Genomic DNA, 26,455 nt, shown 5'->3' on the forward strand with positions numbered 1-26,455 from the left:
CTGGCACTCTGCAAGTATTCACTCCAACAGCTTCTTCAGCAGCTGCGTCCGGTTAACCGCATCGAGTTTAGCGAACATCGACTTCATATGTTTCTTGACCGTTACTTCGCTGATATAGAGCGTTGCGGCGATTTCTTTGTTCGTAAAGCCCGCTTCCAGCAGTTTCGCGACTTCCTTCTCTCTGGAGGTGATGTCCGTCCGTAGCGAGATACGGTCAAGCGCGGCAGCTGCTTCCTCCTGAACGGCAGGCGTGCTTTGCTGCAGCGTTGCCGCCGCTTCCTGCTGAAGCAGCATCTGCTGCCCGGTGAGTGCAAGCATGCGATGAATGTAAGCGACAACCTGCTCGTTCTGCATATCGAGAATGAACGTGTCTGTCGGCGTTTCACCGTCATAGTTCGTATGCCTTCCGTTAGGCGCAATTTCAAAGCCGAGACTCAAGTGCGTCTGGATGAAATATGGGATGGGTGCCGGGGACTCGACGAGCAATTCACCTGTAAAAATAAGCGCATGCAGCAAGTGCCCGATCGCAGCCTGCTGGGAAGCATCGGCGTAATCCGCCGTATCGATCGTCTCAATGAACCATCCGGCTCGCGTATGCGCGGGGACCGACAGACGTTCGTTCATTTCGGGCGATAAGCTGTTGAAATAAACGGAGGAACGCGGCGCCTTGCGTAAATAAGGCAATGTATCGCGGTGAATCGGGATGACGACGGCGATTCCGATAATGCTGCCATCCGCGTCCCGCATGGCCCGGACAACGTCATAGCCGAGCGAGAAGAGCGCCTTGAAGTCTAGCTTGTGCACGGTGAAGCCGGCTTCTTGGGCCGTCAGGTTGAAATTGAAATGACCGTTCGTCTGCGGGTCGTACAGCTCGATCCGTGTATCTTTGGCTGAGGCTTTCCGCTTGGCGACGTAGGCTTCCAACTCTGCGAGGTGATGGCTGCCGACGGTTTCGTAATGCCGGGGCGAGAGCTCGAACCAGTTCATGAAAGCCCGGATGAGGGAGTCGCCGATGTAATACATCAGCTCGAAGCCCTCCCGCCGGTCCGGCGCCGTCTTGCTGCCATCGGTCAACCGCTTGTAATAATATTGCAGCGCCCTGACCCGCACTTTCTCGTAATGGCTAGGGGTTCTGGAGAGAAGCTCCCGCGCCACGGCGTCGCGCATCAGGCTGTGTACGGTATATCCGCGGTCGACCCTCCGGATGAAGGAGAAGCGGATTAATTGATAAAACTCGGATGCCGTAATCTCTCTTTCGGTGACGAAGGAGAGGCTCTCTTGATTAAAATGACGGAGCACGCATGCAGCCTCGATATAAGGACGCAGATGTTCACCCGGCACCTCGCGAAGCCACTGGGAAATCAAATAGGGCAGCGATTCGTCCCCGCCGGGATGCTCGGCTCTATCTTCATAATCCGGTTGACTGAACAGGAAGGTGATCAGGGACAGCGTCAAGGGATGACCTTTGGAATAACGCCAAATCCGTCCGATGGTTTTCTCGTCGGTGATGTATGTATTTTCAGCAAACCGGGCGACAGCGGTGTAATCGAGCTCGGAGAGAGCCATTCTCGTCAGCTGCCTCCTCCACACAGGGGATAGATGCCAGGCTTCGCTAAGCGAATGCCGGCCGGCGATGACCGTGAGGATGTTGTTGTCGAGCTTTTTCAGAAAATAATCCCGCAGCCACTGGTCCATGCTCTCCATCTGCTCGTAGACGTCGATAAACAAAACGACCTGACGCTCTGATGCCAATTGATTCAAAGCTTGCAGGCAAGTTACGGGCAGATCCGTCGTTTCCGTTGCCCGCCCGGCGGTCCCGGCAGGCAGCAGGCGCAGGATGTGCTCGCACAACGCTTCCGGCGTTTTGACATCGCCTTCGCTGTCGATGGAGAGCGTCCACGCGCCTCCTGCTCTGGCCAGACGTTGAAACTCGTCGAGCAGCGAGCTTTTGCCGATGCCGGCGGTGCCGAAGACATTCAAGATTTTGTATGGTTTGGGGGAGGCTTCGAGCAGCTGCAGGAATTCGTCTATCTCCCGCTTCCGTCCTACGAGCCACTCGCTTTCTTCTTCATAGCGCTCATCGATCACGCGTATCCATCACCTGCTCTATCAGACTGGGTATCCTTTATTTCCCATTCTACATGGACGGATACACGCGGTATAGATACAAAATTTGCGGAGGTATCCATATGGATACCCCATTTGCAGCTAGTGGGATAATTATGCCTTCCCGTGAATAGTGATATTTTTGATGTAATAGCAAGTTCGAAAGGTTGTGTGTGCAATGAGTAATTGCTTGAGGCTGGGCAGTGCGGGCTTATATGCCCGCGACAGACGCAGACTGGCGGCATTCTATCAGTCGACGTTCGATATGCAGCTGCAGGATCCGGATGCCGATCAGGAAGTGTCTCTGCTGACGATGGGGCAGGCTCCCCATTACAGCCATCTAAGCATTGTCAGCGATCCCATCGCCGTGCGGATGGTGTTCCATACCGGATCTCTTACCGAGATGAAGCGGCTGTGGGAGAAAGTGAAAGCCGGCGGGGTCCCTGCAAGGGGATTGTATATACAGGACGAAGGGATCTCCTTTCACTTCCCGGATCCCGAGGGTAACCGGGTAACCGTGTTATGGCCCCAGGAGCTGCAGGACGGCCAAGGCGCTAAGGATTGGAGATTGCATGGCGACGCCGAGAACGTGCAGTGGGTTCAACATAATTTGGCTAGAAAGCCGAAAGGTGGGCAGGTATGAGCAGGACATGGAATTGCCATAGGATTATGGCGGCGGTACTTATTTTAAGCATGATCATGACCTCGTCATTTCCGTCGCTATGGCTGACCGAAGCGTCGGCAGCGGGGAATGGGGGACAAGGCTCCGTTATCTCCGGGGACAGTGTGACGAAAGAGATATGGCCCGATTGGGCGAAGAAGGAAATTGAGGAGCTGCTCGCAGCAGGGCTTATTGCCGGGTATGAGGACGGGAGCTTTAGACCGGACCGATTGGTAACGAGAGCGGAGCTGATCGCGTTAACGGCTCGCCTGAACGACGCCTTGCAGCCGGAAACGGATGAACAGTCCCTGAATGTAACCTTCCGGGATGTTCAGGACGAATGGTTTGCGGCGGATGTGCAGAAGGCTGCCCGGCTGGGCTGGGTGCAGAGTTCGGCCGACGGCCAGTTCCGGCCGAACGCGCCGGTAACCCGTGCCGAGGCAGCGGTTATTATGAACCGGCTGCTGAAGCTGGATGCGCAGGGGGCCGAGTCTTTCAAGGATGCGTCAGTCATCCCGGCTTGGGCGGCGGAAGCTGTCGCAGCGATGTCTAAGGCCGGGATGATCGGCGGTTATCCCGATGGCACCTTTCAGGGAGACAGACCGCTGACGCGCGCGGAGATTGCCGTGATTTTGCACCGGATATGGGTGTATTGGAAAGATAAGCAGGAGCAGGCGTTGACCGTCAACGTGCAGGGGCTGCAGGGCGAACCATTAGCCGGTGCGCATGTTACGGTGCACGACAAAGGCGACCGTTCCGTCCGCTTGTGGGGGATGACGAATGCCGAGGGCCAGCTTTCCTTGCAGCTGCCTTACGGTCAATATGAAATAACGGCAGGTGCTGACGGTCTTGCCGCTCATGAGGCGGTACATTTCCGCAAGGGCGTGCAGACCGCTGAGTTGAAAGCTGTGGAGGCCGCAGCATTCAAGGGAGTGCTGAAGGGCGAAGACGGAAAAGGGGCGGCAGGCGTTCTGCTCGCTTTCGCTACGAATCCTACCTTCTTTACGGTTACCGATGCTCAAGGCGCATTTACAGTTTATGTGCTGCCTGACCGCAATTACCGGGGGATGGTGCTGGAGGACCGATCTGCATCGACCCTCTATAGCGGGCAGGTTCCGCCTGTGCTTCGTTATTTGGACGGCAAGTCGTCCGAACCTGACGGATGCCAATGCCGCATTCAGGAATGGAAGCAGGAGTTGAAGGGAGCGAAGGCGGGGCAAGTCACCGATCTGGGATCCGTTGAGCTCGCGGATATCAACAAGCCTCCAGGTCATGGAGGCGGAGGTGGAAGTGGCGGTCATGGCGGCGGAGGCGGCAATGGCAACGGCAATGGTAATGGCAACGGTAATGGTGGTGGCACGCCTGACCGGACGCCGCCGGCCGTACCAGGTACGCTTACGGCAAGCGCCAAAACCGCAGCAGTTGAGCTGCATTGGCAGCAGGTGCCGGATGCCGACTTAGCCGGTTATCGATTATACACGTCAACGAATGGGGGCTTGCTTTGGGGGCCTGCCCAGCCGTTAGGGAAAGTGATTCAGTATACGGCGGAAGGACTGGTTCCCGGTACGCTGTACACGTTCGCCGTCACAGCGGTGGATGCGGCAGGCAACGAATCGGCGAAGTCGAACGTCGCGAATGCCGTGCCGCTCGCTGCTGTTGACTCGACGCCGCCGGACGTCCCTAGCGGATTGACGGCAGCAGCCGGGATGCAGACCGTCGGTCTTAGCTGGCAGGCGGTCAGCAGCAGCGATTTGGCCGGATACTATGTGTATACCTCGCATGATTTCGGCGCAACGTGGTCGTCTCCGCCTGCGACCGTTACGGGAACGACTTACAGCGCGCTGAACCTTACGGCCGGCGTACCGTATACGTTCGCGGTGTCGGCGGTGGACGGCAGCGGGAATGAATCCGCCAAATCGTCTCCCGTCACTTCCGTACCGCTTCCAGGTATCGATGTTACGCCGCCGGCGGCTCCCGGCGGTCTGCATGCCGTGTCAGGCGTCGGCCGTGTGGATCTGTCATGGCTGGCAGGCAGCGAGCCGGATTTGGCCGGATACCGCATTCATACATCGACGGATTATGGCCTCACATGGGGCGCGCCTTCCGTCACAGTCACCGGAACGACGTATTCGGTGACGCAGTTAACCTACGGCGTAACGTATACGTTTGCCGTTACAGCGCTGGACTTGAGCGGCAATGAATCGCCGAAATCCTCCTCCGTTCAGGCGGTACCGCTTGCCGAGCCCGATCATACGGCGCCTGAGGTGCCGGCGGAATTGGCCGCCACAGCGGCTGCAGGCAAAGTCAGCCTGCAGTGGCGCAGCGTAACGGATCTCGATCTGGCCGGTTATATCGTCTATTATTCGGGGGACGGCGGAGCCTCATGGACAGCAATTCCGACCGGGGGAACCGTACCTGCATATGAGGTAAGCGGACTGACTCCGGGTACATCCTATCTCTTCGCCGTTGCGGCCAAGGATCTGGCTGGCAATGAATCCGACCGGTCGGCTGCCGTTTCTGCAACCGTCACGCTCCCGTTGGAGCTTCCGCCCGATCCGGGCGAAGTGGCGACCGAGATTCCGGCTGACGGCACAGCGAAATTCGCCGACAATAATGCTTTCATCTACAGCGGAAGCAATCCGATTCAGACCGGCGTTACGCCGGGAGCGATGGAGCCGGAACGGCTCTCGGTGCTGCGGGGCTTGGCGCTGGATGAAGAAGGGAAGCCTCTCGCTGGGATAACGGTTTCCATTGTCGGCCACGAGGAGTTTGGACACACCTTGACGCGTGCCGACGGCATGTTCGATTTGGCCGTCAATGGCGGTTCGAATGTCACTGTTCATTATGAAAAGCAAGGCTACATGGCTATTGGGCGCAAAGTGCATGCATCCTGGGAGAGCTATGTGACGCTGCCTGATGTCGTGCTCAAAGCGTTCGATACGAAAGTAACAACCGTTGAACTGTCCGGAAGCTCCACGGATTTCCAGGTCGTTCAAGGCAGTCCGGTCACGGACGCCGACGGTACGAGACAGGCGACGCTGCTCATTCCGCAGGGGACCACGGCATATATGAAGCTTGCCGACGGCTCGACCGTACCGCTTCCAAGCATGAATGTCCGAGCGACGGAATATACCGTAGGAGATAAAGGCAAGCAGGCGATGCCAGGCGATCTTCCGGCATTCGTAGGCTATACGTACGCCGTGGAGCTTTCGGCGGATGAAGCGGTGGCTGCAGGGGCGTCCGAGGTTCGCTTCAGCCAACCGATCTATACCTATGTGGATAACTTCTTGGAGTTCCCTGTTGGGGAGACCGTTCCTTCCGGTTATTATGACCGTAAAGCAGGAGAATGGGTGCCTTCCAAGAACGGCAAAATCATTCAAATATTGCGAGTTGATGGCGGTAGAGCCGTCATAGACTCGGATGCAGACACCTTGGAAGACGACGCTGCGAAGCTTGCGGCGCTCGGGTTCACGGAAGCGGAGCTGTTGAAGCTCGGCGGCATGTATGAACCCGGCAAAACCTTGTGGCGCGTGCCGATTGAGCATTTTACCCCATGGGACTTCAACTGGCCTTACGGTCTGCCGGGGGACGCGGCGAATCCGCCGAACCGGAAACCGAATTCCAACGATCCTAATGTCAAAGATCCATGCAAGAGTTCGGGATCGGTGATCGGCTGCCAGGAGATGACGCTCGGGGAAGTCATTCCGGTGACAGGGACGAATATGACGTTAAATTACTACAGCCGCAGAGCCGAGGGCTACCAAGGCAAAGCAGCGCTGGAAATCCCTGTTCTCGACGGTCCGCTGCCGCCGTCCGTTGTGGCCGTTACGGTGGACATTCAGATTGCAGGACGCCGAATCACGGCAAGTATCCCATTATCGCAAGGAAGCAAGCCTTACCGTTACGTTTGGGATGGCAAAGACGCCTATGGCCGGCAATTAATCGGTATTCATGAATATCAAGTTACGGTGCAGTATCATTACATGCCTGTGTATTATTCTTCATCGGGCTCGTTTGCAAGCAGCTTCGGCCAAGCGGCAGGCGTGACCAAAGGATCCAGAAACGTCATCGGAGGGGGAAGAGCGGCGACGACGATTGCGACCTCGCGCACATGGAACGGCACTATCGAAAGCCCGATCGATCCGTACCAAGACATGGGCATAGCCGGCTGGAGCCTTAGCCCGCATCACAGCTACGATAAGTTGACCGGCACGCTTGGCAAAGGCAGCGGCTTCATCGAGCAGCGGCCAAAATCCGTGCGCAACGCTCAAGAAATCGTGTTCCGTGAGAGCCCTTCTGCTCCGGGCACAGGGATTGCGGCCGGCAATAAAACGACGATTCCGACAATGATGGCTGTTGGACCCGATGGGGACTTATATCTTAATACGTATAAGACACTCCCGCTGCCCTATCCGGATAACGTACAAACGGATGTATTCCGCCTGCAAGGAGACGGCACAGCTGTTGAGGTGGCCGGGATGAAGGGTCAGCTGTCGATGAACGCGCTGGCGGTGGATGCTGAAGGCACCTTGTATGGAACCAGCTGGGGGACTTACCGGATTTGGAAGAAAGCCGTAGCGGACCCGGAGTGGGTGCCAATTGCAGGTAGCGGCCTCCTTGGCGCCGAGTATGAAGATCCTGGCGATGGCGTTCCGGCGACGCAAGTGAAGCTGTACGATCCGAGAAATATTGAAATCGCTGCAGACGGCAGCATTTACTTTACCGATTCCAGCCGGTTATACCGGATTGGCGCAGATGGCATACTGACTGCTCTCGGCGAACGCGGATATAGGAGTAAGGACAATTTCGGCGTAGACAACGGTCCGGTAACGAAAAGAAACGTCGGCATCGTGGACGATATCGAGCTTGGCCCTGACGGCTCCTTATATTTGCTGGATGTAGCAGGTTGCTCGGGAAGCAACTGCACCTATGCGCGAATCCGCAAAATGACGGAGGACGGCACGATTTCTCTGTATGCGGGAGATATCACGCCTAGTCTCGTTCAATTCTATGAAGGCATCCCGGCAACCGAGGCGGTCTTCAACATCGAAGGGCCGCGGATGGAAATCGACCGGGCGGGGAACATCTACGTACTTGTACCGAGTCCGTCGGACGACCGCAAGTTGTACCGGATCACAACGGACCAAATTTTCCAAGAGGTAGCGGCGGATTTCATTGCCAGCGTCAAACAGCAGGTGAAAGATGAAGGCGGCGCCTACTCAGGGACCGTGCCGATCCGATTGATGTCCACGGGACCTCAGGATGAATTGATTATTCAAGTGCAAAGCAGCAAAGCGGCCGGCGATTTCTTCTACCTGTACCGGTTGATGCCTGAGGCGAAGCCGGATTTCGTAAACGGCAGCGCCACGGAGCGATATTTATTCGATCCGAACTCGGGTCGGCATGTAGAAACGAAAAACGCGCTCACCGGCGGCACGATCACTCGTTTCGAGTACGATGGGGAAGGCCGCTTAATCAAGCTCTACGACCGCAATAACAATGAAGTTCGCGTAGAGCGGGACAGCAGCGGGGTGCCTACGGCCATTGTGGCGCCAGGCGGCCAGCGGACGGCGCTAACCGTGGAGCACGGACAATTGACGCAAATCGCGAATCCTGCGGGAGAGTCGTTCGTCATGACATATGACAGCAAGGGACTATTGAAAGAGTTTGCCGATCCGAACCGGCATGTGCGCAAGTACGGATACGATGCCCAAGGTTATCTGACCAGCGCGGAAAATCCGCTGGAAGGCGTATCAACATTGGCACGCGAAAGTGCGGTTAACGGATATAAGGTGATTTACACGAAACCGGGCAACCGGATCACGACGTATGAAGTAACGCGGGAATTAGGCCAGTTGAAGCGGGCGACCACCGATCCCTCCGGTGCGAAGACCGTCTACGTGGTGAAAGACGATGGAACGGAAACGACGGATTACCCGGACGGAACCAAAGTTATCCAGACGAAATCGCCTGACCCGCGTTGGGGAGACGATTCACCGGTCATTTCCAGTATGACGGTGACTTCGCCGTCCGGCCGGAAATGGACGCTCGGAGAGAAGCGCGTTGCGCAGCTGGAGAACAGAAGCGATCCGTCAAGCTTGAAGTCGTTGACCATGACGTACTCGATGACCGAGACGAATGCAGGACGTACGACGACATCGAGCTCATCGATTCTTTATACAGTTGCTGAGAAGAAGTTCACGGAAACAAGCGCGGAAGGCTACGTAACGCACACTTATCTGGACAGCTACGACCGAGTGGTCAAAATCCAAGATTCCGATCCGAAGCTGGCGCCGACCCTATTCCTATACGATACGAAGGGAAGGCTGCAGCGTGCGGAGCAGGGAGAGCAGTTCGTCGTGCAGACGTACGATGCGAAGAACCGGCTGGAGCAGACGACGGACGCGGCGGGGCAGACCAAGCGGTATACGTACGACGAGGCGGACCGGGTCATTGCGATCCAGCTGCCAAGCGGCAAAACCGTTGGCAAAGGCTACGACGGCGCCGGCAATCTCACCGAGGTGACGACGGCGGGTCTGGACGTTTACCGTCAAACCTTCAACGGTTTGGATCAGTTCAGCTCCTTTGCGCCGGATAGCGCAACCGAAGCGTTGACGGTCCTGTACAATGCATCCGGCAAGTTCGATAAAGCGGTGCTGCCTAGCGGCCGGGAAGTTGCCTACGGATACGATGCAACAGGGCGTGTGAACAGCTTGAACGACGACGAAATTTCCCGAGCGTTTACGTATCAAGGAAATACGGACCTTGTCAGCAAGCTCGAGAACACAATTTCGGCCGATCCGGCCTACAAACAATCCATGGGGTACAAATACGACGGATCGTCTGTGACTGAGCTAACGCTGTCCGGTCTGGCGAACGGTAAATTCACCTATACGTATGACGGGTATTCCAATCTTACAGGCTTTAAAATGACGGCCGGCAATGTGACGAACAAAGAGACTTTGCTGGGCTATGATAAAGATTTGAATATGATCCGTTTCGGGCCGTTTACCTTTAATCGCACTGCGCCGGGCAAGCGGGTAGGCTCTATCACGGACGGCGCAATGAACGTAGGCAAAGAGTATGATGGTAACGGCCGTGTCAAAGGATTAACTTACACTTTGGGCGGAACGGAAGTCTACAAAGTGGATCACATTTTCGATAAGCGCGGCTATTTGACGGATAAAACCGTAACGACATCGGCCGGGCAGGAAGTTTACTCCTATGGATATGGAGACGACGGGCAACTGACGAGCGTTACGAAGACAGGTCCGGACGGTCCGTTCACGGAGAGCTATGATTACGATGACAGCCGCAACCGGATTTACCGGGACGTTACGGGGTCATCGGCCGAGAGTGCAGAGTTCGGCGACTATAATTTGCTGAAATCTTCGGGTTCGGTACCTTATGTATTCGATAAAGATGGCTACCTGACCAACAAAGGCAGCGATACCTTCACCTATGCATCCAGAGGCGAGCTGTTGGAGGCTAACGTCGGCGGCATCACGTACAAATATGGTTATGACGCCATTGGACGGCGGGTGTCCCGCGAAGTATCCGGGCAGAAGACGCAGTACTTGTACGGTAATCCGAACTCGCCGCACATGGTGACGGCTGTTGTGGACCCCGATCAATCCGTTACGAGCTATTTCTATGACGAGCAAGGGAAGCTGCTGGCTTTGGAAAAAGGAAGTGTCCGTTATTATGTTATTACGGATGGCGTAGGGACTCCGCAGCTTGTGCTTCAAAGCGACCGTACCGTCGTGAAGAAGCTGCAGTATGATTCCTTCGGCAATCTGCTTGCGGACAGCAATCCGTCGTTTACATTGGCGCTCGGCTATGCCGGCGGTTTGGCGGATGAGGGCACGAAGCTGGTGCGCTTCGGCTTCCGCGATTATGATCCGCATACCGGCCGCTGGACGGCTAAGGATCCGATCCTGCTGGACGGCGAGCAGTCCAATCTGTACGCCTATGTGAATAACAACCCGATCTCGTATCGGGATCCGTGCGGCTTGTTCTGCGTCGGCGCGAGCGCTTATGAAGGCTTGGGCGGAGGCGGCAAGGTGTGCATAACGGACGAAGGCGTGTCGGCTTGCGCCGAGGTTGGCGTCGGTGTGGGCGGCGGCTTCGAAATCAGCCCGGTGGAAGATCTATCGAGCACGGAATTGGCCGTTGAAGCGACAGTGAAGGCTTCATGGGGGCCGGCGTCCTTCTCGGACGGCGTGAAGCTGACGAGCAAATGGAACGGCGATTGCCCGCAATTTTCGCTGCTGGCCAAGGGAGAGCTGGGACCGTTCGGTTATGACTTCATGAGCCCGTCGGAATCGTCGATGAATTTGGAGTTGGACCATTTCGGCACGGATGTGAAAAATGCCAAAAACTTGTTCAAGAAGACGGGCACCAGCTTCGAGGCAGCTTTGAAAACGAAGGCTTGTGCGCAGTATAAGTGGTAAAATAGATGGAAGCCCCGGCAGTTCGTTGCCGGGGCTTCTTCGTTTGCGGGAGGCGCTTAGTTCAATTCGCGCACCATTTTGTAGTTGCCGGGCTCGGCACGGAAGCCGATCAAGTCGCGGTTGATTCGCAGCATCGGTCCGTTCATGGAATCGTTATGCGTGCGCAAATAAGGGACGCCGCAGGAGCGGGCCGTTCGCACGCCGAGCATTTTGAGCGCGAGGGCGATCCGCCTTCCGCGGTATTCCGGCAGCACGCCGGTGTACTCATGGTACATCGCCCGCGTTTGCTCGTTCTGCTGGAGCGTAACGACGCCTACGTATTTGTCGCCATCCTTGGCGATATGAATCCATTCCGGCCGTACACCCGCCTGCCCGATCGTCCATTTCTTCCATTCTTCGAACCAGGGGAAGCTGCCCGAGTACCCCGGGATATCCGGATGCGTAACTTGGTAGAGCTCGTGCAGCTTTCTTTCGCTCGCTTCTCCAGGTTCATCAGCCAAAGTGATGAGCCGAATTCCGCTCTGCTCGGCTTGTTGAATAGCGTCGAACAGCGTTTCGCCATCGAATACCGCCAAGTCTAGAACGGACTCGAACGTATGGCGTTCTTGGACGTAACCCCGGCGGCGTGCGAAATCGAGCGAACGCTCATCCGATTCCCGCATATAGTCGATGAGGCGGGAGGCCTTGACTTCCAAGGCCCATTGCAGGAGCGTGTCGTACAGCGCGCTTCCGATTCCTTGTCCGCGTCGTTCCGGGTGTACGACAACGGTGTGGCTGAGTGTGCCCGGCTCCGTCCAAGGAGCCCGCCAGGCGATCGCGTAAGCGACGACTTGTCCGCGCTCGTCTTCGGCCACCCATTTGGGACGGTCCCAGCCCATCAGTTCGCCCTCTTCGTTGTAATGAAGCTTGCCGGGCGGAATGTTCTCCTCGTCGAGCTGCAGCCGTTCAGCGGTCGTCGGCTCGGACCAGATCGTATTCAACAGCGGAGCGACCGCTGCGAAGTCATCAGGATGCCGCAGCGGTCGAATCCTAAATTTGGACATGTAGTTTACCTCCATTTGTATCAATAGTAGGCCATATGCAGCCATTATGACACGGATGGACGGAGTTGTATTGGTAAAGTCTGGATATAGGGAAATATTCGGGATGCGGGAAAAGGAGGCAAGAAGCTCATGGCCGGCGAAAGGAGCAGGTTTTGGCGGGAGTGAAGCTGTGCGGAGGAGATGAGCGGGGGGGCACGAGGGGAGCGCTCGGGGAGTGCGCGGCGGGCGCTACATAAAGCGTAACTGGAATTTCTCCAGTTATTTCATCCATTTCCCCCTTCAACCGAGGCGATAACTGGAAATTCTCCTGCTAATTTCACGAGAAATCGCAATAAGGCTCGTCAATCGCTAATTTTAGATGGAGAAATTCCTTTTATTCCGTCCCGTGGGCTGCCTGGACACTGGAATAACTGGAGTGTTTCCAGTTATTGCAGCGCGGCTACTTGTACAGCTTGTGCAGCGCAGCTTAATGTGGTGCAGTTTTGCGCCGCTCGCGCAGTTCAACGCAGCGCAGTGCAGCAACAGAACGCACAAGCAATTCCCTTACGCTATCCAACAGGCAGCAGCGGCACGGTGGTACAGCTGCAGCATTTCGGGCGCACCACCTCCCTCACCAGCAAGTTAACGGAAATACGATTCGTTATTTAGCCTCAAGAGGGAGCATTTGGGGAGCGGAAGTGTAAGACCTTATTTCGCGGTTGTTCCTTCAAATTCTGCAAAAAACCACGTAATAACGAATCGTATTTCCTCTTCATCCGCAGAATGGGTGGTCCTTGATGAAATAGCGAACTGTATTTCCTTTTCACCGATGGATATGCAATGCCGCTGCGTCAGCAATGTGGAGGCCATCGCCGTGCTTAGGCTAACGGACACCAGTGCCGTTAATGCCGCGAAAACGGCCTCGTTCCGGATCTAACGGACACCACGGTCCTTATTTGCCGGCATCGAGGCGAAAATACGCCTCGGATTGGCAAATAGCGGTACTGGTGTCCGTTAGATTTTTCGATTCGGCCCGAACGGCCGAATAAGGTCCGCTGTGTCCGTTAGCCGGACCGCGGGATCTCGCCGGCACAGCTGCCGGCTAGCGCGAGCTGCCCCCGCAAGGCAGCTACGCCAACAAATAATGCAGCTGCCGAATGTACGGACGAAGCTCCGGAATGAAGTCCAAATAAGCGGCCAGCACGCGGATCAGCGTCGGATCGGGCACCTCGCGCCCGCATTCCGTTCCGAGCATCGCCGCGACCTTCAGCAGCTCAGCGCGCTGATCGTCCGGCTTCGACAGCTCGCCGATCTTGGAGCGCATGAGCTCCATCAGCTGCGCGACGGTCGTCTGCCGGGCCGGGGCATCGCTCGGATTCAAATAGTTGATGTACGCGCTGCTTCCGTCAATGACGGGAGCAGGCGACGTGCGAATGAGATCCTCGATGAGCGCATCGAGCCGGTCGACGATGAAGGCAGCCAGCTCCGACATCGGTAGCGCGATGACTTTCTGCTGGACATAGGACAAGTACTCAATATGAATGCCGCGGAAAATCGCGACGATATCCCAAATAAAAGGCTCGATCTGCGGCCCGTAAGCTTCGATCAGCAGCTCGCGGCGCCACGTGTGCAGCGCGGATTTTTTGCGTTTCCAGGCGGCGATGAAGTATTCGTTCGACGTGATGGGAAGCTCCCGGAAATCGAGCATGAACAAATGATTTTTGACGGTATATTGCAATTGGAATTCAATCTTCCGCCGCAGCTTCTCTTTCGAAGACAGGCCCAGCTCCGTTCCTGCACGGTCGAGCGCAGCAGCTTGATCCAATAAGGTTTGATGGCAGGCGACGAACGCAGCGGTGAATAATTCTTCTTTGGTGGCAAAATATTTATAGATGCTGGCTTTAGCCATGCCGCAGGCTTCGGCGATATCCTGCATGGATGCGGCGCTGTAGCCTTTTGTCCGGAACAGCTCGATGGCTGTGTCTAGGATTTTGTTTTTTTTCGAATCGACCATCGTGATCCCTCCACCCCTATCTTGACATGAGAGCAAGTGGCCGTCAATGTTCCGCGTTGACGCGAAAACCAGTCAGTTCTATAATGAACTCATAAGTTCTCGCGCCGCGGCAACATCGCGGCTGGACCACATTTGGAGCATCCATCATCACTGGCATCATCATTCATCTCATCATCCCATTATAAAGGAGGTGGCCGCTGCGTCCTTCATGCAGGCGAGGCAGCGGCAATCGAATGCGCATAGCTGAAGGTATAGAAATGCTGGAATTGCAGGTAAGTCCGACAATGAAGATTCATCCGACCATCGTATACGACGAGAACGGTTGGGCACTGGCCGATACGGGCATGCCGGGCTCCGCTCCGGCGATTCGGGAGCTGGCGGGCGCTGCCGGGATCGGGAAGCTACCGCTGCGCCATATTATTTTGACCCACCAGGATATTGACCATGTCGGGGGTCTGCCGGCTTTTCTAGCGGAGGAAGACGAGATGCCGACCGTCTATGCCCATGAGGATGACAAAGGCGCGATTAACGGTACGCAGCCCATGATCAAGGTGACGCCGGAGAGGCTGGCGGGTCTGCTGGAGCAGCTCCCGGAAGCGGTTCGGGTTCAATTCGAGCAAACGTTTCTGCATCCGTCGCGCCCCAATGTAGAGCGAACCATCGCTGACGGAGAAACGCTGCCGATTGCCGGAGGCCTCACAGTCATTCATACGCCGGGCCATACGCCAGGCCATGTCTGCTTGTACCATTTACCGAGCAAGACGCTGATTGCCGGCGATGCCATGATTGTTGAGAATGGCGAATTGCAAGGGCCTAGACCGGCCGTAACACCCGATATGGAGCAAGCGCTGTTGTCGCTCAAGAAGCTCGCGGCCTACGACATCGCGGCCGTCATTTGCTATCACGGCGGGTTCTATCAAGGCAGCGCGAACGAGCGCATTGCCGTGCTGGCCGATCAGCCGTGAAGAGATTCCTGATCACGCTCGTTATCGCATTGGCGGGCGGAGCGCTGTTTACGCTGATTCATTCGCCGCTGCCGTGGCTGCTGGGGCCGATGGTGTTCGCTTTCCTGGGAACGCGGCTGCAGAAGAAGATAAAGCCGCTGTGGCCCGGTTACCTGCGGAATACGGCGCTCATCATCATCGGCTACTCCATCGGCTTGTCGTTCACGGTACAGACGTTGAAAGAAATGGGGCAGCAGCTGCCGAATATGATTTTGCTTACGGTGCTGCTTCTGCTGCTCAGCGCCTTGATCGCATACGGTGTTTCCAAGTTATCGGGGCTGCCGTTTCCGACGGTATTGATGGGAAGTATTCCCGGCGGCTTGTCGCAGATGATTATTATTGCGGAGGACACCCGGGGGATCGATTTGACGGTCGTGACATTTCTACAGGTGTCCCGGTTGATGATGATCATTTTCTGCGTTCCGCTGCTCGTCTTCAGTCCGCTGTTTGGCAGTACCCACTCGGCGGTCACGGAAGCCGCGGAAGCCGTCCCGCAGTGGGGAGATCTGTTCCCCGGCATTCTATTGTTTGCCGCGGTTTGCGTGATCGCTGGCTATTACGGGAATAAAATCCGCTTTCCCTCGGCTTATCTGCTCGGCCCCATGTTTGCGACGGCCGCGCTTCATCTGTCAGGGGTGCACGGACCCGCGCTGCCGTCCGCTTGCCTGGACGTTGCTCAGCTGCTGATCGGCACATACGTCGGCCTGCTTCGCCCGGAAACCTTGACGCGCAAGGTGCGGGTCGTCTGCCTGGCGATCCTGAGCGGCGCTGTGCTGATCTTGGGGGCGCTGGGCTTAAGCGCGCTGCTCACCCGGCTGCACGGAGTCTCCGCAGCTACGGCTTTTCTGGCTATGGCGCCGGGGGGCATGGATCAGATGGGAATCATGGCCAAGGAAATCGACGCGAATATTGCCGTCGTCTCCTGTTATCAGCTGTTTCGGACATGGTTCATTTTCTTCGCGGTTCCTCCTCTGTTGAAGCTGGCTTTCAAACGTTGGATGCCGGCTAAGGGGCCTGGAAGGGACGAAGTGCACGGTGAGGTTTAGAAGGAAGCAGTTGCCGCAGGCAGCTGCTTTTTATTATGATGGGATGATGAGCGGTATAAATAGATAACATGGAGGAGTTGCCATGAGCAGACGCTTTCGAATTACGAGAACGTTACAGGAGCAAGGCCGGTCTGACCAAGCCATCTCCTTGGAAGAGTGCAAAAGTTACTTTGCGTCCAAGCCTGATTTTACATACTCATCCGTGTTTACGGTGACAGGCACGACTACGATGTCCATTCAGGGCGATTTTTTCATGTGGAGCTATGGCGAGGTACAGATCCCGTTCCGTCACTATGATGGGGATATTTACGTTTCGGGGGCGAACGAAGCGGTTATTCCGAAGATGCTGGAGGTCGCAAGCGAGCTGGAAGCGGATGTCGTAGAAGGGTAACCGGTCGTCCCGCGAATAACGAAGAGAGGTCCCAAGCGGAACGGCTTCGGACCTCTCTATGTATATTGTTAGGCAAGCAGCTTCAGAAACTCGCGCATGAACCCCGGTAAGTCCGGCCAGGCATGTCCGCTGACCAATCGGCCGTCCACGTGCAGCGTCTCCGTCGTATACTTGGCGCCTAACTGCTCGACGTCCAACCGGCAGGCGGAATACGCCGTCATCGTGCGGCCTTCGAAATATTGATTGTCCTTGAGCGCAGAGAACACCAGCGCGGCATGGCAGATGGCGCCGACCGGCTTGTCAGCTTCCAGGAAGTGGCGAATAATGCCCGGGAGATGCTCGTTCGAGCGAATGTATTCGGGGGCTCTGCCTCCCGGAATGATGAGGCCGTCATATTGACTCGGGTCTACATCGGCGAAAGCAACGTGCGAAGGCAGCAGATGCGCCGGCTTCTCCGTGTAGGTTTCCCAGTCTTCGATAAAATCATGGACGACTGTACGAAGCACTTTCTTCGTCGGGGATGCAATAACAGCTTCGTACCCTTCCTCCAATACGCGGAAATAAGGGTAGTAAACCTCGAGCACTTCGGCCGCATCGCCGGTGAGAATTAAGATTTTTTTGGACATCGTATCACTCCTTGGAAATAGATGGGAACCCATAAATTATTATGAAGAAACCTCGATTCGTTGTAAACGGGTGGAATTTGAGACGATTTGTCGAAATTCGGTTCTTTGTAAAATCATTTGACTTTTCAAGCGGGAAGGTGTAGAAATAAACTAACTGAATGTTCTGATTAAATTCATTGACGAGATCGAGTACGCTAAACCGTTGATCCCCAGAGAGTTGGCCCTGCGCTGAAAGCCAACGTTCAAGATTTAGCCGAAAATCCTCTCCGAGAAGGAAAGCTGAAGTGTCCAGGTAAGCTGCCCCGGGATCCTGCCGTTACAAAGGACGCGTATGATGGTGCGCAGATGAGGTGCCGAAGATCGAGTATTCGATGGTTCGGAACAAGGGTGGTATCGCGAGAATGAAATCTCGTCCCTTAGGGGACGGGATTTTTTGGCGTTCATTGGTATTGTACAAGAGAGGATGAGTGACCATGAGAAAAGTCGATGTCAAAGAAAAAGCGAGAAATCGGGAGCTTCGTATTCTAGAGCAATGGCAGCACAACGGGACGTTCCAAGCGTCCATCAACCATCGGGCCGGCAAGCCGAATTTTGTCTTCTATGAGGGACCTCCTACGGCGAATGGCAAGCCGCATATCGGACACGTGCTCGGACGCGTCATCAAAGATTTCATCGGCCGCTATAAAACGATGGCCGGCTACCGGGTCGTCCGGAAAGCCGGATGGGATACGCACGGGCTGCCCGTCGAGCTTGGCGTGGAGAAGCAGCTGGGCATCTCGGGCAAACAAGAGATCGAGAAGTATGGAATCGCCGAATTCGTGCAGAAGTGCAAGGACAGCGTATTCGAATATGAAAAGCAATGGCGCGAGCTTACGGAAGCCATCGCTTATTGGACGGATATGGACCATCCCTATGTGACGTTAACGAATGATTATATCGAGAGCGTCTGGCACATTTTGGCCGAAATTCATAAGAAAAGGCTCCTGTACAAAGGACACCGCGTCAGTCCCTATTGTCCCGATTGCCAAACGACGCTTAGCTCGCATGAGGTCGCGCAAGGCTATGAGGATGTCAAGGATTTGAGCGCGACGGTGAAGTTCCGGAGCAGAACGGGGCAGGACATCTTCCTGGCTTGGACGACGACGCCTTGGACGCTTCCGGCCAATGTAGCGCTGGCGGTCAACAAAGATACGGATTACGTTAAAGCCAAAAAGAACGGCGAAATCTATGTGGTCGCCAAGAACTTAGCGGACAAAGTGCTGAAAGACAACTATGAAATTGTATCCACGCACAAAGGTTCTGAATTCGTAGGTACCGCATATACGCCCCCTTTCGACTACTTCCCGGTGAATCATGGGCATGTCGTCGTCGATGCGGATTACGTGAGCGATACGAGCGGTACAGGAATCGTCCACATCGCACCTGCGCACGGTGAAGACGATTACCGGACAGCCCGCCAGCATGGGTTGGATTTCGTCAACGCAGTGAATCAGGCAGGACGCTACATCGAGCAGGTTGCCGATTATGCAGGACGCTTCGTCAAGGATTGCGACGTTGACATTGTCAAAAGTCTGGCGGAGCGCGATCTGCTGTTCGCCAAAGAAAAGTATGAGCATAGCTATCCGTTCTGTTGGCGGTGCAAGTCGCCGCTTCTCTATTATGCGATGGAGAGCTGGTTCATCCAAACGACGGCCGTGAAAGATCAGCTGATTGCGAACAACAACCGAGTGAACTGGTACCCGGCGCATATTCGCGAAGGGCGCTTCGGCAAGTTTCTCGAAGACCTGGTAGATTGGAATATTAGCCGGAACCGATACTGGGGGACCCCGCTGAATTTATGGCTATGCCAGGCATGCGGGACCGAATACGCACCCGGCAGCTTGAAGGATCTGCGCGAGAGATCCGTGGGAGGAATCGACGACAATCTGGAGCTGCATAAACCGTATGTAGATGAGGTGAAGCTGCGCTGCTCCTGCGGCGGAACGATGGAGAGAACACCGGAAGTCATCGACGTCTGGTTCGACAGCGGTTCAATGCCTTTCGCTCAGTACCATCATCCGTTCGGCGATGAGCAGGTGTTCGAGGAGCAGTATCCGGCCGATATGATCTGCGAAGGAATCGATCAGACGCGCGGCTGGTTCTACAGCTTGATGGCGGTATCGACCTTGTATAACGGCAAGCTGCCTTATCAAGCGGTCATTTCGACAGGTCACGTCCTGGATGAGAACGGCTTGAAGATGTCCAAAAGCAAAGGAAACGTGATCGATCCTTGGGAAATCATCGACGAGTACGGAGCGGATGCGTTTCGCTGGGCTTTGCTGTCCGACAGCGCGCCGTGGAACAGCAAACGGTTCTCGAAACAAATCGTTGCGGAAGCGAAGTCCAAGGTGGTCGATACGATCCACAACGCTCATGCCTTCTATTCGCTCTATGCGTTGATCGATCAATACCGGCCTGAGGATCATCCGCCGCGGTCGTCCTCCAATGAATTAGACCGCTGGGTGCTGTCCAGATTGAATACTCTGCTGCAGCATGTCGTCAAAGGGTTGGAGGATTACGACTTCCTCAATCCCGCCAAGCACATCGAGGCTTTCGTCGACGAGCTGAGCAACTGGTACATCCGTCGTTCCCGCGACCGGTTCTGGGGCAGCGAGATGACGGAAGATAAAGTCTGCGCGTACCAAACGCTGCGCGAGGTGCTATTGACATTAGCCCGAATGATCGCGCCGTATATGCCGCTTATTGCGGAAGACCTATTCGGTAATCTTGGCGGGGAGGGCAGCGTTCATCTGTCCGACTATCCGGTCGTGAAGGAATCGGCAATCGACGAAACGTTGGAGAGCGATATGGCCACAGCGCGCCAAATCGTGGAGCTGGCAAGAAACATCCGGAACGAGACGGGAATCAAGACCCGTCAACCGCTGTCCGAGCTAATCGTCGCACTGGACCGTGAGTTCAACCTGCCGCGGTTCGAAGCCATCATCCAGGACGAAATGAATGTGAAGCGGATTCGGGTGGAATCAAGCGACAGCTCCTTTATCGACTACCGGTTGAAGCTGAACCTGAAAGCAGCCGGCAAGAAATACGGCAAGCTTGTCGGAACCCTCCAATCGAGGTTGAAGGAGCTGTCCGCCGCCGAAGCCCAACAGGCCGTTGAGCGAGGCTATGCAGAAATTGCGAATGACGGGGAAGCTATTCGTCTGACCCTCGATGAGCTGCTTGTAGAGAAGCAGGGCAAGGAAGGGATTGCCTTCGCTTCCGGTTATCGCATCAACGTTGCTCTGAATACGGAGATCACGGAGGCGCTGGAGCAGGAAGGTCTCGTGCGCGAAGTGATCCGCGGTATTCAGGATTACCGTAAAAAGCTCGATTTACCGATCGAACAGCGAGTCATCCTGACGCTTCAAGTGGATGCACCGCTGAAAGCGGCGCTTGAGCGGTTTGATCATGTTTTGCATGATAACGTCTTGCTGGCTGATGTCCGGTATGCGGATGGGAAGGATGATATGGAGGAAGTGTCGTTCGGCGATCACAAGTTCCGGTTGCGGATCGAATAAACTTAAGGGTACGAAGTAACGGCAACGGGAAACCGCCTCGTTCATAAGAACGAAGCGGTTTCTGTCGTGTTACGGGGTCCTTGTGCGGAAATAAGACGGACTGCGGCCTGTGGCCGTTTTAAATGCACGGCTGAACGTATGAATATTCAAGAATCCGAGATGCTCGGCTATTTGGCTTAAGGGCATGGTTGAGAATTGGATCATATTTTTGGCTCTTTCCATACGAATGTGCTGATGATATTGGATCGGCGTCATGCGAAACATCTTCTTGAACAAATGGATGAGATAAAATTTGCTGACGTGGAACTGCTCGGTCAACTCGTCCAGCGTGACAGGTTGATTGACGTTCCGGTCGATATAGCTGCGGATTTCGGATAGAAATTCGACCTGTCCGTCCTTTCCCGTCAGACTGCTATAGTATTGCTCCCTCAGCAGGAAGGCCAAGATATCCAGCATATTGCTTTTGAGACGCAGCTCGTAGTAGGGCGGCTTCGTTTCGTATTCACGGATCAGCTCGAACAGCACTCTCTCCAAGTAGGCGGGATCCCGGGGCCGGAAATGGTTCGGGATGAAATAGGGGTGCTCCGACAGCTGGTTGATCCGGAACCAGCCTTTTTCCTTATCGCTCATCTGGTCGAAGGCCTTGAAGGACACTGTTATTTCCTCGCAATTCGGAAGAACGTGTAGATCGAAATGGACGTGAGGCTGCCGAACGGCTTGCGGACCTGTCGATTGAATCGAGTGCCTTTGATTCGGTTTGAAAAAGAAAACGTCCCCGGGCCGCCCTTCGTACGTTTCCCCCTCCACCGTCACCAATAAGTGCCCTTCCATGAGAAAAAGCATCTCATAATCCCAGATGACGCGCTCTTCGATCGTCCATGGCGTTTCGACCACACTGTCGAATGCAACGCGGATATAAGGTGAAACGTTAACCACATCCATGACATCACCTCAGCAATATGTGGTAAGCAAGTCGGCAATCTATGCTAAAGAAATACAAGGGAAACCTAATATAATTAGATACATGAACCACAATAAATGATACATGAGGTGATGGATATGCTGCAACAGCACGGCTTAGGCAATGGTCTGGGAACGGCTCCTCTCGTAACTAATGGACGTACGCGTTCGATTACGGCGGAGAATCCGACGGGGGCGAAAGGGCAGGGCGGTCAAGCCGCAAGCAACTTGGGCGCAGCCAGAAAAGGGCGTCCTTGCATCGATCTGAAACAAGGCGAGACGGCAACGCTTGCTCATATACAAGGGACAGGCATTATTCAGCATATGTGGATTACGGTTACGAATGAAACGGGCGGGAAAGGGCATGATTCGCGCTATGTCCTGCGGGATCTCGTTCTTCGAATGTATTGGGACGAAGAGGAGACGCCTTCCGTCGAGGTTCCGCTCGGGGACTTCTTTTGCAACGGGTTCGCCAGACGCAGCCTTGTTAATTCGTTACCGATTGCCGTCAACCCGACGGGCGGGATGAATTGTTACTTCCCGATGCCGTTTCGGACCTCCGCCAAAATTACAGTTGAGAATCAGCATGCCCACGATATCGGCGGATTTTTCTATACATTCAACTATACGCTTGTTGACGAGCTGCCGGACAATGCGGCCTACTTCCACGCCCAATGGCGCAGAGAACGTCAGACGGAGCCCGGCAAGGACTACACGATTCTGGACAACGTTCAGGGTGCGGGACAATATGTCGGTACATACCTGGCCTGGGCCGCGCTGGAGCGCAATTGGTGGGGCGAGGGGGAGATCAAGTTTTATATGGACGGCGATGACGAGTGGCCGACCATCTGCGGGACGGGAACGGAGGATTATGTAGGCGGCGCTTGGTGCTTCAGCAATTTGGAGACGAAGGAGCCGGAGAGCTACTCGACGCCATACTTGGGTTATACCTACTACAAGGATACGACCCGGATTGACCCTTGGTACGGCCATCAAGTGCCGATGCACGGCATGTATCGCTGGCATCTGCCTGATCCGATCCGGTTCGAGCGCGATCTGAAGGTGACCATCCAGCAGATCGGCCATGACCATGGGCAGCTGTTCGAACGTTCCGACGACGTTTCGTCAGTGGCTTATTGGTACCAGGCGGAGCCTCACGCCGATTTCCCCGTGCTGCTTCCGGTGAAGATGAGATGGCCCCGGTAAAAAGAGGCGGTTGCCGTACGGGATCGGCAGGCTGGTTGTGATCCGAGACCGGCCGCTGCCAACTTGGGACAAGGGCGATATTCGTGTACAATAAGCATGAGCATTTTGCAAGTTCAAAGCAGAGCAAATTGAATTTAATTGGATAGCCCCTTTGCTATGATGATGACAAGAACAACAATAGAGATTGAAAGGGGCATATTATTTTGAAAAAGCTGAGTCAAACAGTCGTAAGCGCTATCGTCATCGGCGGGCTGCTCGCCGGGTGTTCCGCACAGGATGGCAGCGGGAACACAGCCGCATCTTCTTCTTCATCGGCGCCTGCCGTTAAGAAAGAAGACAAAATCAAGCTGACGTTCTGGAGAAACTCCGGAAATGATACGGAGAACGCCGCCTATGATAAGCTCGTGGCATCCTTTATGGAGAAGTACCCGAACATTTCCGTAGAAATGACACCTATCCCATACTCGGATTATGACACCAAACTCAGAGTTTCCATTGCTTCAGGCAGTCCGCCGGACATCATGGCGCTGGACGCTCCGACTGTAGGATCTTATGCGAATGCAGGCGCACTCAAGCCGTTGACGGCGTATTTCAAGGCGGACGGCCATATGGAGGATATCCCCAAATCAACGCTGGCCACTTATACGTACCAGAATGAAATCTACATGGCCCCGCTGACGGAATCGTCCATCGCCATGTTCTACAATAAGAAAATGTTCCAAGCGAAAGGCATCCCGCTGCCTTCCAGAAATCCGGACGAACCATGGACATGGGATCAAGTGCTTGATGCCGCAAAAAAAATCAATGACCCGGCCGGCGGCGTCTTCGGCATCGATCCGGCACAAGGCTTCGGCAACGCCGGGGGAACGGCGTACTTCAAATATCCGATCATTTGGCAGCTTGGCGGGGAAATCATGAGTCCCGACGGCACGACGGCCAAAGGCTATCTGGATTCGCCGCTAACGAAGAAAGCCATCCAGTTCTTCTCGGATTTGTACAACAAGGACAAAGTGTCCGCGCTGGAGTATCCGCCGGACCCGTTCCCGAACGGCAAGCTGGGCATCACGATCGACGGCTCCTGGTCGCTCGCGAATCTCAAAGAGAAATTCCCGAACTTCAAGCTCGGCGAAGACTATGATATCGCTCCGCTGCCGAAAGGCACGGCGCAAGCGGTAGCGAACGGAAGCTGGGCGCTGGGCATATCGGCCAAAAGCCAATATCCGGACGAAGCGTGGAAATTCGTCAATTGGGTCACCGGTCATGAAGGGCAGACAACGTATGCCGGCATGACCAAAGATATTCCATCCCGCTACTCGGCGGCGAAGGATTTCCCGGAATTGAGCCAATATCCGAAAAACATTTTCGTCATCCAGAATCAGAAATATGGCAGGCCGCGGCCGATAACACCGATTTTCCCGCAAATGGCGGATGCCGTGAACAAAATGTTCGAGGACGTTACCATCGGCAAACGGAATATCGACGCTTCCGTAGCCGAAGCGGTTGCGGCGATCGACAAGGCTTATGCCGATGTGAAAGCACAGCAGAAAAAGTAAGGCAATAACATAAGCTGAGACGAATCATTCCGATGATCGTCTCTTTGTCGTTAGGAAACGGGGGATCCTATGTTTTTCTCATTGCGGAGCCGGCTGATGGCTATTTTCTCGCTTCTGCTCATCCTTCCATTTGGGCTGCTAGCTTATATACTCAGCGAGGAAGCGGCGGCAACCATCGAGGCATCGACTCAGTCCATGGCCGCACAGACGATCGAGCAGTTCGCCTCGCACGTCTTAACGCTCCTGACGCAGGTCGAGGATACCGGCAACCAGGTGGTCAGCTCGCGGATCACCCAGGAATGGCTGAGTCAGCACTTGAATCCGGACCTAACGGTTCAGGAGCGGGTGCTGGCCAAGATGAGGCTGCGCGAATACTTCTCCTCGTACGGGGTGAACAATGCCAGCGGCATTTCCATCAGTGCGTTCACCGAGGATGCCGGAGGCGTATGGACGCAAGACCAAACCTACAGGAGCAGCGCTTGGTACCAAGCATTCGCGACCTCAGGCCGGCGCTGGACAACAGCCCATAAAGATCCGGATCAGCCCGACGATCTGATGAAGGCTCGAACAGTGAACGCTTTCCTTTTTCCTCTTGTTCAGCTGCAGTCGCTCCGCAATGCCGGTTTTATCAAAGTCAATTACCCTTCGACGCTGTTGAAGAGCGCAATTGAGAAAATCCGGTTCGGACATACAGGACAAGTCGTTCTGTTGACGCAAGAAGGCCAGCCGGTTCTGGATCAAAATACGGCCGGGCACCGCGATCTGCTGGAGCGGGGGCTTGCACGGATCGACGCTCAGTTCCAGGCGGAGACCGGCGGAAGTTTTGCCATAGAAGACAATGGCGGAACGAACCTGTTATTTTTCCGTAAGCTGCCCGCACAGCATTGGATTATCGTCGGCACCGTTCCCGAAGGGGAGCTGTACGAGAAAATCACGCATATCCGGCAGACGATGATCGCCGTTTCGGCCGGGTTGCTCCTGCTTGCCATGTTCGCAGCCTTCTGGCTGTCTGCGGGCATTACGAGACCGCTGAGCAGTATGGGCAGAGCGATGAAATTCGTGCAGCGCGGCGAGTTCCATCAAGCTTTGCAGATCATGCCGAAAGTCAGCGAAGGACACAGCGAGGTCGGCTATGTGACCGGGGTTTTCGAACAGATGACGCATCGGCTGCGGTATTTGATCGAAACGGAGTTCGAGACGAATTTGCGCCGGAAAAACGCCGAATACAAAGCGCTGCTGCTGCAGATCAACCCGCATTTCTATAATAATACGCTTGAAATTATAAGCGGCTTGGCGGCTATGAAGCGCGAGGATCTGGTGATGGATGCGACCGAGGCTCTGGGCAAAATGATGAGATATTCGCTTAACTTGAATAGCGATCTGGTGAAGGTGGCCGACGAATTGGCTTACATTCGCGATTATTTGTTTATTCTTCATCTGCGCCATGAGGAGCGGCTGCAGGTGGTCATTCAGGAAGATCCCGCAGCGAAGGATCTTGTGATTGCAAAATTCCTCATTCAGCCGCTGGTGGAAAACGCCGTGAAGTATAGCCTGGAGAAGGAAGGCACCGCGCAGGTGTATCTGACGGCCTGCGTTGAGGGCGGCGAGCTGTTGATCCGCGTTAAGGATAACGGCATCGGCATGTCTCCCGAGCTGGTACGGGATCTGCAGACCGAACTCGAGGCGGGAGGCGATTCCGTGGCCATCCTTAGTACGGAAGGGCAGAGCATCGGGCTTCGCAACGTGCTGTCCCGCTGCCGCTTGCAGTATGGAGAGCAATTCCGGATAGATTTACATTCCCAATTGGGCGAAGGAACGGAACTTATTCTGCACTTTCCGCTTATAAGGAGCTGACA

Annotated in this window: 14 protein-coding genes and 1 other annotated feature; of the genes, 9 read left to right on the plus strand and 5 right to left on the minus strand. The window is 55.1% G+C overall.

Features of this window, described 5'->3' with window-relative positions:
• Nucleotides 1-18: 18 nt before the first annotated feature.
• Nucleotides 19-2,088 (minus strand): LuxR C-terminal-related transcriptional regulator, encoded by a 2,070-nt coding sequence (locus tag PUT07_RS31655; protein WP_274472776.1) that lies wholly within the window; start codon nucleotides 2,086-2,088, stop codon nucleotides 19-21.
• Between the two features lie 196 nt (nucleotides 2,089-2,284).
• On the opposite strand from PUT07_RS31655, the gene PUT07_RS31660 reads away from it, so the two are divergent.
• Together PUT07_RS31660 and PUT07_RS31665 are read left to right on the plus strand one after the other, a co-directional pair.
• Entirely contained in the window at nucleotides 2,285-2,749 is a 465-nt protein-coding gene (locus tag PUT07_RS31660) for a VOC family protein (RefSeq protein ID WP_274472777.1), read from the plus strand.
• Nucleotides 2,746-11,220, plus strand: coding sequence for an S-layer homology domain-containing protein (locus tag PUT07_RS31665; protein WP_274472778.1), 8,475 nt, complete (start codon nucleotides 2,746-2,748; stop codon nucleotides 11,218-11,220). Before PUT07_RS31660 ends, PUT07_RS31665 begins: the two co-directional genes overlap by 4 nt.
• 56 nt (nucleotides 11,221-11,276) lie before the next feature.
• On the opposite strand, the gene PUT07_RS31670 is transcribed toward PUT07_RS31665, so the two are convergent.
• On the minus strand, nucleotides 11,277-12,263 hold the full coding sequence (locus PUT07_RS31670; RefSeq protein ID WP_274472779.1) for a GNAT family N-acetyltransferase: 987 nt from the start codon (nucleotides 12,261-12,263) through the stop codon (nucleotides 11,277-11,279).
• Between the two features lie 1,108 nt (nucleotides 12,264-13,371).
• Nucleotides 13,372-14,256, minus strand: a complete 885-nt coding sequence (locus tag PUT07_RS31675; RefSeq protein WP_274472780.1) for a TetR/AcrR family transcriptional regulator — start codon at nucleotides 14,254-14,256, stop codon at nucleotides 13,372-13,374.
• A gap of 257 nt (nucleotides 14,257-14,513) precedes the next feature.
• On the opposite strand from PUT07_RS31675, the gene PUT07_RS31680 reads away from it, so the two are divergent.
• From PUT07_RS31680 to PUT07_RS31690, 3 genes are all read left to right on the plus strand, one after another.
• Nucleotides 14,514-15,221 (plus strand): MBL fold metallo-hydrolase, encoded by a 708-nt coding sequence (locus PUT07_RS31680; RefSeq protein WP_274472781.1) that lies wholly within the window; start codon nucleotides 14,514-14,516, stop codon nucleotides 15,219-15,221.
• Nucleotides 15,218-16,306, plus strand: a complete 1,089-nt coding sequence (locus PUT07_RS31685) for an AbrB family transcriptional regulator (RefSeq protein WP_274472782.1) — start codon at nucleotides 15,218-15,220, stop codon at nucleotides 16,304-16,306. The genes PUT07_RS31680 and PUT07_RS31685 overlap by 4 nt, the downstream gene beginning before the upstream one ends.
• Before the next feature lie 82 nt (nucleotides 16,307-16,388).
• Complete coding sequence (locus PUT07_RS31690; protein WP_274472783.1) at nucleotides 16,389-16,697, plus strand: hypothetical protein; 309 nt, start codon at nucleotides 16,389-16,391, stop codon at nucleotides 16,695-16,697.
• A 68-nt stretch (nucleotides 16,698-16,765) separates the two neighbouring features.
• Here PUT07_RS31690 and PUT07_RS31695 read toward each other — a convergent pair whose 3' ends face one another.
• Nucleotides 16,766-17,323, minus strand: a complete 558-nt coding sequence (locus PUT07_RS31695) for a DJ-1/PfpI family protein (protein WP_274472784.1) — start codon at nucleotides 17,321-17,323, stop codon at nucleotides 16,766-16,768.
• Between the two features lie 167 nt (nucleotides 17,324-17,490).
• Nucleotides 17,491-17,743: a binding site (T-box leader), on the plus strand.
• 53 nt (nucleotides 17,744-17,796) lie between these two features.
• Between PUT07_RS31695 and ileS the strand changes: the two genes are divergently transcribed.
• Nucleotides 17,797-20,880, plus strand: a complete 3,084-nt coding sequence (gene ileS, locus PUT07_RS31700) for an isoleucine--tRNA ligase (RefSeq protein ID WP_274472785.1) — start codon at nucleotides 17,797-17,799, stop codon at nucleotides 20,878-20,880.
• A 69-nt stretch (nucleotides 20,881-20,949) separates the two neighbouring features.
• Here ileS and PUT07_RS31705 read toward each other — a convergent pair whose 3' ends face one another.
• Entirely contained in the window at nucleotides 20,950-21,822 is an 873-nt protein-coding gene (locus PUT07_RS31705) for an AraC family transcriptional regulator (RefSeq protein WP_274472786.1), read from the minus strand.
• Nucleotides 21,823-21,939: 117 nt separating this feature from the next.
• Here PUT07_RS31705 and PUT07_RS31710 point away from each other — a divergent pair, with 117 nt between their 5' ends.
• From PUT07_RS31710 to PUT07_RS31720, 3 genes are all read left to right on the plus strand, one after another.
• A complete protein-coding gene (locus PUT07_RS31710; protein WP_274472787.1) occupies nucleotides 21,940-23,046 on the plus strand; it encodes a glycoside hydrolase family 172 protein in 1,107 nt (368 codons plus the stop codon).
• A 203-nt stretch (nucleotides 23,047-23,249) separates the two neighbouring features.
• Complete coding sequence (locus PUT07_RS31715; protein ID WP_274472788.1) at nucleotides 23,250-24,599, plus strand: ABC transporter substrate-binding protein; 1,350 nt, start codon at nucleotides 23,250-23,252, stop codon at nucleotides 24,597-24,599.
• Nucleotides 24,600-24,668: 69 nt separating this feature from the next.
• Nucleotides 24,669-26,453, plus strand: a complete 1,785-nt coding sequence (locus PUT07_RS31720; protein WP_274472789.1) for a cache domain-containing sensor histidine kinase — start codon at nucleotides 24,669-24,671, stop codon at nucleotides 26,451-26,453.
• Nucleotides 26,454-26,455: the final 2 nt, after the last annotated feature.

This window comes from Paenibacillus sp. MAHUQ-63 (assembly GCF_028765165.1).
Classification (GTDB): domain Bacteria; phylum Bacillota; class Bacilli; order Paenibacillales; family NBRC-103111; genus Paenibacillus_E.